Source organism: Candidatus Poriferisodalis sp. (genome assembly GCF_965214215.1).
Lineage (GTDB): Bacteria > Actinomycetota > Acidimicrobiia > Acidimicrobiales > Poriferisodalaceae > Poriferisodalis.
The window spans coordinates 1,588,547-1,600,666 of record NZ_CBDCBD010000003.1; the positions used below are offsets into that span (position 1 = coordinate 1,588,547).

Annotated in this window: 9 protein-coding genes; 7 read left to right on the forward strand and 2 right to left on the reverse strand. The window is 67.2% G+C overall.

The window, feature by feature from the left end:
- Positions 1–102 precede the first annotated feature (102 nt).
- Positions 103–1,395, forward strand: a complete 1,293-nt coding sequence (locus ACOOF5_RS09595) for an ISL3 family transposase (protein ID WP_420437296.1) — start codon at positions 103–105, stop codon at positions 1,393–1,395.
- On the opposite strand, the gene ACOOF5_RS09600 is transcribed toward ACOOF5_RS09595, so the two are convergent.
- On the reverse strand, positions 1,392–1,793 hold the full coding sequence (locus tag ACOOF5_RS09600; protein WP_420438543.1) for a hypothetical protein: 402 nt from the start codon (positions 1,791–1,793) through the stop codon (positions 1,392–1,394). The two genes, ACOOF5_RS09595 and ACOOF5_RS09600, sit on opposite strands and share 4 nt — an antisense overlap.
- 633 nt (positions 1,794–2,426) lie before the next feature.
- Between ACOOF5_RS09600 and ACOOF5_RS09605 the strand changes: the two genes are divergently transcribed.
- On the forward strand, positions 2,427–4,292 hold the full coding sequence (locus ACOOF5_RS09605) for a leucine-rich repeat domain-containing protein (RefSeq protein WP_420438545.1): 1,866 nt from the start codon (positions 2,427–2,429) through the stop codon (positions 4,290–4,292).
- Between the two features lie 72 nt (positions 4,293–4,364).
- Here ACOOF5_RS09605 and hydA read toward each other — a convergent pair whose 3' ends face one another.
- Positions 4,365–5,774: a dihydropyrimidinase gene (hydA, locus tag ACOOF5_RS09610; protein ID WP_420438547.1), complete on the reverse strand. Its 1,410-nt coding sequence runs from the start codon at positions 5,772–5,774 to the stop codon at positions 4,365–4,367.
- Positions 5,775–5,913: 139 nt separating this feature from the next.
- Between hydA and ACOOF5_RS09615 the strand changes: the two genes are divergently transcribed.
- The 5 genes from ACOOF5_RS09615 (at position 5,914) to ACOOF5_RS09635 (ending at position 12,109) form a co-directional block, all read left to right on the forward strand.
- Positions 5,914–7,260: an MFS transporter gene (locus ACOOF5_RS09615; protein WP_420438549.1), complete on the forward strand. Its 1,347-nt coding sequence runs from the start codon at positions 5,914–5,916 to the stop codon at positions 7,258–7,260.
- A 79-nt stretch (positions 7,261–7,339) separates the two neighbouring features.
- Entirely contained in the window at positions 7,340–8,755 is a 1,416-nt protein-coding gene (locus ACOOF5_RS09620) for a cytochrome P450 (protein ID WP_420438551.1), read from the forward strand.
- 10 nt (positions 8,756–8,765) lie between these two features.
- Positions 8,766–9,833, forward strand: coding sequence for an LLM class flavin-dependent oxidoreductase (locus tag ACOOF5_RS09625; RefSeq protein ID WP_420438553.1), 1,068 nt, complete (start codon positions 8,766–8,768; stop codon positions 9,831–9,833).
- Positions 9,834–9,843: 10 nt separating this feature from the next.
- Positions 9,844–10,770: a TauD/TfdA dioxygenase family protein gene (locus ACOOF5_RS09630; protein ID WP_420438555.1), complete on the forward strand. Its 927-nt coding sequence runs from the start codon at positions 9,844–9,846 to the stop codon at positions 10,768–10,770.
- Positions 10,771–10,897: 127 nt separating this feature from the next.
- Positions 10,898–12,109 carry a CaiB/BaiF CoA transferase family protein gene (locus ACOOF5_RS09635; RefSeq protein WP_420438557.1) on the forward strand — a complete coding sequence of 404 codons (1,212 nt, stop codon included), beginning with the start codon at positions 10,898–10,900 and terminating at the stop codon, positions 12,107–12,109.
- Positions 12,110–12,120 lie beyond the last annotated feature (11 nt).

The following is a 12,120-nucleotide window of genomic DNA, read 5'->3' on the forward strand; positions in this document are numbered from 1 at the left end:
CTTCGCGTTTGCGCGTGGGGTGAGCGTTTGAGGGTCCCGGCTCGATAGGGAGGGATCCCCCAGAATCGGAGGTGTTGAGACCCCGAGATCTGGAGGATCCCTGTGGCTGTTGACTGTACGCGTGCGTTGTTGCTGATCGTCGGTTTGGGTCCGGGTGTCGCGGTGCGCGATGTTGGGGGCGGCCGCGGCGGCCCGCTCGAGGTCGTGATAGCGCTGACGGATCGGCCGTGCTGTGGGGGCTGCGGCGGGCGGGTGTGGGCTCACGGGGCGAATGGGGTGCGCCTCGCTGATCTGCCGGCGTTCGGGCGGGCGGTGAAGCTGGTGTGGCGCAAGCGCCGCTGGCTGTGCCCCCATCAGGGCTGTGCGGTGCGCACGTTCACCGATCAGCAGCCCGCCATCGCGCCGCCCAGGGGGCGCATGACCAGCCGGGCTGCGCGTTGGGCGACCCGCCGCGCCGGTGCGGGACGCGCGATCAAAGAGATCGCGGCCGAGCTGGGCTGCAACTGGCACACCGCGATGGCTGCGGTGCAGCGTTGGGGCCAAGCGCTGCTCGAAGCCGACGCCTCGCGCATTGACGGGGTGACCGCTTTGGGTCTCGATGAGATCTTGATGTTCCGACGCGGCCGGTACCGCGAACAGCACTGGGGCACCACCATCGTGGACGCCGGAAAAGGCAAGCTGCTGGACATAGTCGCTGGTAAGAGCGCTAAGGGCGCTACCAGATGGATCCAGGGACGCACGTCGAGATGGCGAGCCCGGGTGCGCTGGGCAGTCATGGACCTGTCGGGCCCGTACCGCAAGGCGTTCACCGACGCGTTGCCCAAAGCGATCCAGGTCGCCGATCCGTTCCATGTCGTCAAGCTCGCCAACTCGGCCGTCGACGAGGTGCGCAGACGCGTCCAGAACGAGACAACCGGCGGACGCGGCACCAAAGACGATCCCTTGTATCGGATACGGCGGCTTCTGCTCAAAGCCCACGAACGCGTCACCCAACGCGGCGAGGCGAAGCTGCGCGGCCTGCTCGCAGCCGGCGACCCCCGCGGCGAGGTCCGCGACGCCTGGCACGCCAAGGAAACCCTTCGCATGACCTACCGCATCGGCGACCACAAGACCGCTCTCGAAGCGCTCGACGAGCTGTCCCGCGACCTGCGCGACGAGGCGTACTCGCCGGAGCTGAACAAGCTCGGCCGCACGCTACGCACCTGGCGCACCCCGATCACCAACTGGCACCGCTCACGAGTGACCAACGGTCCCACCGAAGCAGCCAACAACCTGGCCAAGCTGATCAAGCGCGTGTCGTTCGGGATCACCAACTTCGACCACTACCGCACCCGAGTCCTGCTCTACGCAGGAAAACCCGACTGGACCCTGCTCGACACCCTCACCCCACGCTAAAACGCGAAGAGCCACTTTCGGTAGGGGCTGATCTTTTCGAAGATCTCGGAGGGAGTGGTGGCGCTGCGCTCGTACTCGAGGCAGTAGGCGCCGCTGCCGAGCGGCCCGTCGGCTACCAGCACCACCAGGTCGGGCCTGATCTGGGTAACGCCGGGCACGTTGATCTCCCCCCTCCAGCCCACGAACGCCGCTGAGCCCTCGGCAGCGAATTGCAGGACCAATCGGTTGACGCCGCCGTCGTGGCGACGCTGGCGGTGCACGAAGGCGGGCCGCAGGTACGCGCCATGTCGCCGGATGAGCGCCGACGCCTGCAGCCGGCTCACGTTGGCCGCCCGCCGCAGGCCCCGCTCGGCGAGATAGCAACGGCCGTCGAAACGGTCGATGAGCCCGACCTCCATCGGCGTGACCGGATCGTCGACCCAGTCGCCGGAGGGTCGCAGCTCGACGGGGTCGCCCCAAAGCCCATCAGGGGTGCAGATCAGCGGCTGCGTATCGCGGGCGAACTCGCGTTGTGCCAGGTGAGCAGCCCATGAGTCTGCAGCCAGGATGACCTGCGCGGACGGCGTCGCCTCGTAGTTGGGGTCGCCGTAGAAGACACGGTCGGCAGCTCGCTCGTGCGCGTCGTGGTCGCTCGCGTAGGCGTCGAGACCCCCGCGGTTCGGTCATCCCGACGTTCATCGATTCGATCCAGCCGGCGCGCTGCAACACACCCAGTCGGGTTCGCACCCGGCGCACATGCCGCCCAAGGATCGGCGCCAGATTGTGAGCGCTCGCCAGCGGCATCCGTCCCAGCAGACGGACCAAGCGCCGGTCTTCGGCCCTGAGCGGGCTTGCCGAAGCCTGATCCGTCTTGGTTGACACGACGACGAGTGAGCCGTCGCATGTCGGAACCTCCACCCGAATTCGGCAGAATCACACGATTCTGTCGAATACGCAAAGTGGCGTTATGTGCTCGAGGGGCTACGCGCCTCCGGGGGACAGCGCGACGGGGATCGGCTCCCTATTGTTGGCGACGGCCAAGGAGGCGCATCATGGCGGCACATCCAGCCCAGATCACAGCACCCATGCGGCGGCGATCCGCTTCGAAATCTCCCTCGCTGGCGGTACTGGCAGCGGTCGTGATAGCGATGCTCGTTGCGGGCACGACCGTCGCGTCTGCGCAACCGGCTCCGTCGGCTCAGCAGCGTCCGCAGGTCACTGTGGGACCCGAGGCCGGCGAGGTCGTCGTCAGTTGGAGTCCAGTCGCGGATGCGAGCTACTACCGCATCGGCTGGCTCTCCAAAGCCGACTACGACGCAGCGACAGCCGCCGACGAAGACTGGATGGCCGCCTTCACATCGGTGAGCGTCGCCAACACGGGCCAGGCGCAGCACACCGTGGAACACTTGACGCCCGGTTCTTCGTACTGGTTCATCGTCGGCGCCAGCGATCAGCGCTACGGCGAGCCCCAGTGGTCACTGTGGTCCGAGCTGGTGCGCCTGCCCGGCGGTCCGGCTGCGTGCGCAAGCGACCGAGCGACGCTGGGAGCGTTCCACCATGCCACCGGCGGCCCCGATTGGCGCATCAGCGTCAACTGGCTGAACGAGAGCGCCCCTCTCGACGAGTGGTTTGGTGTGTCCACCGACAGCGACGGCTGCGTGCTCGTTCTGTACCTCAACAACAATGACTTGTCAGGTGAGATTCCGCCGGAGCTGGCCGGGCTGTCCAGACTGCGCTCACTGCACCTGGGGAACAATGACCTGACGGGCGAGATTCCGCCGGAGCTGGCCGGGCTGGACGATCTGCGTGTCCTGGCATTGGTGCACAACGATCTCAGCGGCGAGATCCCCAAAGAGCTCGGCGGCATGGCGAAACTCAGCGTTCTGGATCTCGACGGCAACGAACTGACCGGACTGCTGCCGCTCGAATTGACTGATCTCGCTGAACTGCGCGTCCTGTCGGTGGACCGCAACATGCTGAGTGGTCCCATACCCGCGGAGTTCGGCACCATGACCAATCTCACCAACTTGGAGCTGTGGCGCAACGAGCTGTCCGGCCCGATCCCGGTCGAACTCGCCAAACTCGTCAACCTCAGGACGCTCGACGTCGATGAGAACGAGCTCACCGGGGAGATTCCCGTCGAACTCGGCAATCTCGTCAACCTGCGGTATCTGTGGCTGCGGGAGAACCAGTTCACCGGTGAGATCCCGACGGAGCTGAACAACTTGGCCAACTTGGTCGTGTTGGGGTTGGACGGCAACCGGCTGGCCGGCGAAATTCCGCCGGGGTTCGGCAGTTTCGACCGGCTTGAGTACCTGTACCTGAACGACAACGATCTCACCGGAGAGATCCCGGCCCAACTCGGCAATCTGTCCAAGCTGAAGTGGTTGTATCTCCACGGCAATCGGCTGACCGGGGAGATACCAGAAGAACTCGGCGGCCTGGCCGAGCTGGAGCGGCTGCAACTTGACAGGAACCGCCTGACGGGCGAAATACCGAAGGAGCTGGGCAGTCTCGCCGACCTCGAACGCCTGGTGCTCGACCAGAATTCGCTGACCGGCGCGATCCCCGCCGAGCTGGGCAACCTGGCAGAGCTGACCTACTTGAGCGTCAACCGCAACCAGTTGAGCGGTGCCATCCCAACCGAGCTGGGCGCTCTGAGCAACCTCGAGCAATTGCGACTGGACAACAACCAGTTCAACGGTCAGATCCCGCGAGCGCTGGGCAATCTGATCAAGCTGGAACAGCTGCACCTGGACAACAACCTGCTCAGCGGGCCGATCCCCGCGGTATTGCTCGACCTTCCCGATCTCGCGGTGCTCTACCTCTCGAGCAACGACTTCACGGGGTGCATACCGGCTGCGTTCCTGGACGTCGCAGACAACGACCTCGACGAGCTCGCCATGGACACATGCTGAGGCGACGGCGTCTCGCGCGCGCTTGAGCGCAGGTCCGGAGCTGAGCCAGGGCGCTCGGGCCGGCTCAGCGACTCACTGCAAGTATTGGCAGAGACCCCGGGGCAGGTACCTGCCGTCACCGGCTCGGCCCAGGTATTGGCCGTCGTCGACAATCTTGCGTCCACGCGAGAACACCGTGTCGACGTGGCCCGTCACCTCGACACCCTCGTAGGCCGAATGGTCGATGTTCATGTGGTGATTGTCGACGCTGATCCTCCAGCGATGCTCGGGGTCATAGATCACGACGTCGGCGTCCGAGCCAGCCGCGATGATCCCCTTGCGGGGGTACAGGCCCATCATGCGGGCCGGGGTTGTGGCGCACAGCTCCACCCAGCGGGCCAAGCCGATCTCGCCGGTGACCACGCCCTGGAAGATCAAGTCCATGCGGTGTTCGACGCCGCCGATGCCGTTGGGGATCGCCCGGAAGTCGCCGACGCCCAGCTCCTTTTGCTCCTTCATGCAGAACGGGCAGTGGTCGGTGGACACGACGGCCAGGTCGTTGGTGCGCAGCCCCTTCCACAAGGCGTTCTGGTGGCCTTGCTCATGAGAGCGGATCGGAGTCGAGCACACGTAGGCAGCGCCCTCGAAACCGGGCCGGTCGAGGTGCTCTTCCAAGCTGAAGTGCAGGTACTGCGGGCAGGTTTCGGCGAACACGTTCATGCCCGCGTCGCGCGCCAGCGCCACCTGCTCAAGGGCCTCGGCGGCCGAGAGATGCACGATGTACAGCGGCGCTGCACCCACCTTGGCCAGCTGGATGGCCCGATGGGTGGCTTCGGATTCGAGCTCGGGGCGACGCACATAGCCGTGGTTGACCGGAGCGGTCTCGCCCCGCTCGAAGGCCTGCGCAGCCAGCACGTCGATGGCCAAGCCGTTCTCGGCGTGCATCATGATCAGCCCGCCGTTGCCGGCCGCTTGCTGCATGACGCGCAATATCTGGCCGTCGTCGGACAGCAGCCGCCCTGGATACGCCATGAACAGCTTGAAGCTCGTGATGCCCTCGTCGACCAGCAGGTCCATCTCGGTGAGCGCGCTGGCGGTGACGTCGCCGAGGATCATGTGCATGCCGTAGTCGATGGCGCAGCGCCCCTCGGCTTCGGCCATGCGGGCATCGAGGCAGGCCCGGACGTTCTCGCCCTGGCTCTGGGTCACGAAGTCCACGATCGTGGTGGTTCCGCCCCACGCCGCCGCCCGCGTGCCGGTCTCGAACGTGTCCGACGATTGCGTCGGGCCGATCGGCAGAGACATATGGGTATGCACGTCGACGCCGCCCGGCACCACGAGCCGGTCCGTTGCATCGACGACTTGGGCGCCCCGTTCGGCGGCAGCCGCAATCTCGCTGCCGGGCAGCAGCACCGCCGCGACCTGCTCGCCGTCGATCAGCACCTCGGCCGGCGCCGCGCCGGTCGGGCCGACAACCGTTCCTCCCTTGATAAGCGTCGTCATGGTCTGGCGTCCTGTCGGTGGCGCTGACGGGTCAGCAGAGCGAACCCGAACGATAGGCCGACAGCCGACTGCGCCTCGTGCTCAGACGCTTCCGTGCGCGTCCCGACGCAACAGTCGTCGGTTCGGGCAGGATGTATCGATGTCCAAACGCAGCACCGCCTTCCGCGGATGGAAGGTGGTGGGTGCGGGAGGAATGATGCAGGGCCTGCAATCGGCCCTGTTCATGCACGCTTCGGGCTCCTATCTCGTGGAGTTGCAGCGAGAGTTCGGCTGGAGCAAAACCGCCTTGTCGGGCGCGGTGGCGATGAACCGTGCCGAGACGGCGCTGCTGGGGCCGGCGCAAGGCTGGCTGCTCGACCGCTTCGGCCCTCGCGCCATCGCCCGCACCGGCGCCGTGTTCATGGCCGCCGGCTTTGTGTTCTTCGGACAGGTCCACTCGCTGTGGCAGTTCTATGCCGCATTCATGCTCATTGCCGTGGGTTCGAGCTTCTGCGGCTTCGTGACCGTGACGGTCTCGATCGTGCGCTGGTTCGAGCGGCTGCGAGCACGTGCGCTCTCGGTGGGCGGCATGGGCTTGGGCATTGGCGGGATGTGCGTGCCGCTGATCGTGCTGTCGTTCTCGTACTTCGGCTGGCGGGCCACAGCAACGGTCGCCGGGGTTGCGGGCGCTGCGGCAGCATGGTGGCTGGCCAAGTACCTCGAAGGACGTCCTGAGGACTTCGGCCAGGAAATCGACGGCGGGGCGCACGTGGTGGCGAGCGGCACGACGGTGCGCGCCGAGGGCGTCAGCGACATCCACTTCACCGCAGGCGAGGCCCTGCGCACGCGGGCGTTCTGGATGATCTCGCTCGGGCACATGAGCGCGCTGTTCGTAGTGGGCGTGGTGATGGCGCACCTGCAGCTTTTCTTGACCGCGGAGCGTGGCTACTCCTTGCAGCAGGCCAGCTTCGTGGCGGCGTCGCTCCCGTTCGTCCAGCTCGGGGGCATGGCCCTCGGCGGCTATCTCGGAGACCGCATCAACAAGCGGCTCATCGCGTCGGTGGCCATGTGCGGCCACGCGGGCGGCCTGCTGCTGCTGGCCTGGTCGCCCAACGTGACAGTCGTGGCGCTGTTCGTGGTGCTGCACGGACTGGCGTGGGGCGCACGCGGCCCGCTGATGCAGGCGCTGCGAGCCGACTACTTCGGCTCGTCGTCGTTCGCCACGATCATGGGCATCAGCTCGACCATCGTCATGACCGGCACCGTTCTCGGGCCGTTGGTCGGCGGCTGGATCGCCGACATGACCGGCAGCTACGTTCCCGCCTTCATCCTGCTGTCGGCCATGACGGCCCTCGGCATGATCTTCTTCGTGCTGGCCAAGCCCCCCGCACCTCCCCACAGAGACGATGACTCCCAGCGAGGTGCTTCGGCCCCGCCCGGCGTCGGCGCCGCGCTGCCTGCTGCATCTGACGCTGCGCGGCCATCACGCCCTGAGATGACAGGCTGAGACACATGTCGGCTGGTCGGGTTCAGCGCAGCGGCACCGCAGGTCTGCTGTCGCGTCGGGTGATGGCAGGCTGAGACCTATGTCGGTTGATGTTGCTGCGACCGAAAGCGCATCAGAGCTCACGTCTGCGCTCGACCCGACGCCGCTGTTCGATCCACGCACCTATCTCGATGGCGTGCCCCATGGCCTGATCGCCGATCTGCGGGCACACGCACCGGTTCACTGGGTGCCCGAACCGGAGCTGATGGGCTGGGAGGCCGGACCCGGCTTCTGGGCGGTGCTCACCCACGAGCTGATGAACCGAGTGCTGCGCGACCCCGCCACGTTCTCCTCCCACCTCGGCGCCACGCAGATCCGCGACCCCCAGACCGCTGCAATGCTCGAATTCGTCCAGCGGATGATGCTCAACCAGGACCCGCCGCAGCACACCCGGCTGCGGCGCCTGCTGATGCGTTCGTTCACACCGAGTGCCGTCGCGCAGCTCGAGGCCACCATCTCGGCCCGTGCCGAGCGCCTGGTGAGCGCAGTCGTGGACCGGGGCCGTGCCGACTTCGCCAAAGAGGTCTCAGCGGAGCTGCCGCTGCTGACGCTCGCCGACATCATGGGTGTGCCGAGCGAGGACCGGATGCTGCTGTTCGACTGGTCCAACCGCGTCATCGGCTACCAAGACGCCGAGTACGCGGTCTCCGATGCGTTCGATCCAGCGACGGGTACCGAGATGGCGCGACGCTCACGAGAGGTGCGGGCGGCGATCCGCCCTGACCCCGACGGCCGTATGCCCGACCCCCGCTCCCGCGAGGGCCTCGCAGACATGTACGCCTACGCACACGATCTGGCGAACTACAAGCGGGCCGAGCCGGGCGCCGACGTGGTCTCGCTCCTGCTGGCGGCCGACGACGCCGAGGGCGCCATCACCAACGAAGAATTCGAGACCATGTTCTTCCTCTTCGCCGTGGCGGGCAACGAGACGTTGCGCAACGGGATACCCGGAGGCTTGTGGGCGCTGTTGACCCACCGTGACCAGCTCGCCAAGCTGCTCGCCGAGCCCGAGCTGCTGCGGGGTGCCATCGAGGAGATGCTGCGATACATACCGCCGGTGGTGCATTTTCGTCGCACTGCGACACGTGACGTCGAGCTCGGCGGCCGCTTGGTGAACGCCGGTGAGAAGGTCGTGGTCTTCCATGTGGCGGCCAATCGAGACCCTGCAGTGTTTGCCGAGCCCGACCGGTTCAATATCGAGCGCAGCCCGAACGACCACCTCACCTTCGGGGCCGGCCCGCACTTCTGCCTGGGTGCGCACTTGGCGCGGCGGCAGATGTCGGCCATGTTCACCGAGGCGCTGTGGCGTATGCCGAACCTGCGGCTCGATCCCGACCGCCCGCCAGAACGCTTGCTGTCGAACTTCCAGCACGGCTTCAAGCACCTGCCGGTGCTCTGGGACACCCCGGCCATGCCCGCAGCCTCACCCGCCGGACCCTCAGGCAACGCAGAATGAGCCCGTCAACATGAACTCGACCGGCCGTGACGTGACTGACCGTGATTCGACTGACGGCGATTCGACCGGTCGTGGCGCGGTGCCGCCCATCCGTGTCGGCGTCACCCCCGACGTCAAGCTCTGGTCACGCCCGTGGGACGAGCGCCGCCGCTTGGTGGAGCTGGTCGCCGATGCCGGCATCGACACCATGTTCTTCGCCGACCATGTCAGCTTCCGGATCGGGCACGGCAATGACGGCATGGTCACCGCAGCGGCGCTTGCGAATCTGCACCCGAGTCTGGGCGTCTACCTCGGTGTGTACCTGCTGCCGCTTCGTCATCCGGTTCCCGTCGCCCGCCAGCTCGCGAACCTGGCCGAGATGGCACCCGGGCGCATCAGCTTCGGTGTCGGCATCGGCGGAGACGACCGCCACGAGGTCGAGCTGTGTGGCGTCGACCCACGCACCCGAGGGCGGCGCACCGACGAGTCGCTTGAGATTGTGCTGCGGCTGCTGGGCGGCGAGACAGTCGATCACCACGGCGAGTTCTTCTCGATGTCACAGGCGCGCATCATCCCGGTGCCCGACCCGCCCATCCCGACCTACGTCGGCGGGCGCTCCGATGCCGCAATCCGCCGCGCCGGCCGTTTTGCCGACGGCTGGCTGGGCATCTGGTGCACCGTCGAGCACTACCGGGCCGCGCTGCGTCTGTACTCGCAGACCGCGGCCAGCGAGCGAGCCGTCCCCGGCGCACCGCCCGATGTCCCCGACCACGGCATCCAGCTGTGGGTCGGCATCGGCGACAACCCCGAAGAGGCGGCGAACTGCGTCGCCCCCGAGCTGGAACGCTTCTACCGCGTGCCGTTCAAGGCCTTCGAGAAGTACACGCCCTACGGCACCGTCGACGACATCGTGGAGTTCTTCATGCCGTACCTGGAAGCGGGCTGCCGACATGTGAACATGACCCCTTGCGGCCCTGACCCCACCGAGGCGATCCTTGCGGCGGGGGAAGTGGCACGGCGCCTGCGCGACGCAGACCCGCTGGCCGCCGCGGCTGCGGGAGCGTCCCGCGTACCGCAGCGGGGGCACCCGATCCGATGAGGACAGTCCGATGAGCACAACGGTGTCACCCCGGCGTCAGCCCGATCCGGCGCAATCCCATCTGCGGCAGCCCAGTTCAGGACTGCTCGATGTCCGGCCCCTGGCGGGAGCGCTCGGCGCGGAGCTGCGGGCGGCGGGGGGCGGCCGTCTCGATGTCAACGGCCTCGACGAGGCGCACGTCGCCGCGATACGCGACGCACTGTGCGCTTACCAAGTGGTCGTGTTGCGCGACCAACAGATGCAAGCCGGCGACCTGGCCAGCTTCGGCCGTCGCTTCGGCGAGCTGGAGCGTCACCCCTACCTCGGCGGCACATCGGCCGAGCCGGAGGTGGTGCCGGTCATCAAGGAGCCCCATGAGACCGTGAACTTCGGCGGCGGCTGGCATTCGGAGATGTCATTTCTGGAGTGCCCGCCGATGGCCACGGCGCTGTACGCGGTCGAGGTGCCGAATTTCGGAGGGGACACGCTGTTCGCCAACCAGCAGGCGGCCTTCCTGGGGCTGTCCGACACGATGAAGCGCTTCGCTGAGAGCCTCAGCGCGGTGCACTCGGCGGCCCGCCAGTACGGCGGCGGAGGCGACTCGGACCAGAACGCCGGCCAGTACAGCTCGATGAGCGTCGACGTGTCCGACGATGCTCACGCAAGCCTGACTCACCCGGTCGTGCGGACCCATCCCGAGACTGGCGCGAAGGCGCTGTATGTGAATCGGGCGTTCACCGAGGCGATCTCGGGCATGCGCCGTCATGAGTCCAAGGCAATGCTCGAGATGCTGTGGCGCCATGCCGTGAGCGAGCAGTTCACCTGCCGGGTGCGCTGGGCGCCGGGAACGCTGACCATGTGGGACAACCGCAGCGTCCAGCACTATGCGCTGAACGACTACCACGGCCAGCGGCGCCACATGCTCCGGGTGACGATCGCGGGCGATCGTCCGCGTTGAGGCAGGCCAAGTTGAACACAGCAGAGCGGACCACAGCGGAGTCGGAAGTCGCAGAGTCGCCCACAGCCGAGTCGGGCACCGGCCCGACGCAACACGACAGTGACGGAAGCAGAGGAAGCGAGCGCCGATGAAACCGCTGGCAGGCATCCGCGTCGTCGACATGAGCCGCGTTCTGGCAGGGCCGTTCGCCGGGCGCATTCTCAGCGACCTCGGCGCCGACGTCGTGAAGGTCGAGCCGCCCGAGGGCGACATCTCGCGCCTGTGGGGCGTGAACCGCGCCGGGCTCGCCGGCTTCTACACCCAGCAGAACGTCGGCAAGCGCAACGTCTGCATCGACCTGCGCGCGGAGGGTGGACCCGAGATGGTGAGGCGGCTTGTCGCGCACGCCCACGTGCTTGTCGAGAACTTCCGCCCCGGTGTCATGGCGCGTCACGGTCTGTCGTTCGCGGAGCTGTGCGAGGTGAACCCGGCGCTGGTGATGCTGTCGATCAGCGGTTTCGGCCAAGACGGCCCCGACTCGCAGCGGGCCGCCTATGCGGCGGTGCTGCACGGCGAGTCGGGCTGGATGGCTCGCACCGCACGCATCCATCAGCAACCGCTCCAAGAGCCGTACCTGGCGGTGGCCGACACCACGTCGGCTTTGCACGGGGCCATCGGCGTTCTCGCTGCACTGCGTGTCGCCGAGACGACCGGGCACGGCCAGCACATCGACATAGCGATGCTCGAAGCGTTCCTCGCGACTGACGAGGGAAGCCAGAGCGGGCTCGACGGCGGCAACTACACCTCCCAGGGCGGGCTGGTGTGGGAAGGCGTCGACGGGCCGGTGTTGACCGCAGGCGACTTCCGCTGGATCTGGAGGCAGCTGAGCGAGACCCATGCGCTCGCGGACCCGTCGCCTCCAGACGCGGATATCGCGACGAAGCGGGCGTGCCGCACCGACGCGATCAATGCGTTCCTGAGCTCGTTTGAGACCCGGGCGGAGATGCTGGCGGCCCTCGACGCGGCCAATCTGGCGTGGGGGGACATTCGCACGACTGCGGAGGCGCACACCTCGCCGACGGCGCTCCATCGCGGTTCATCAGTCGAAATCGATGCCCGCGACGGCGGCACCCGACGGGTGACCCAGACGCCGTACCGCTTCACCGGCGCTTCCGCGCAGACTTCGGCGGCCTCCGGCATCACGGCCGCAGCGCTGGCACCTCATCTCGGCGAGCACAACGGCGAGGTTCTGGGGGAGTGGCTGGGGGCCGGGCGTGCAGAAATCGAGGCGCTGCGCCATGCAGGCGTGCTCATCGAGGATGCGTCCGCGGCCGAAGTCCGTGCACGCCCGCAGCAGTGACGGTCGACCAT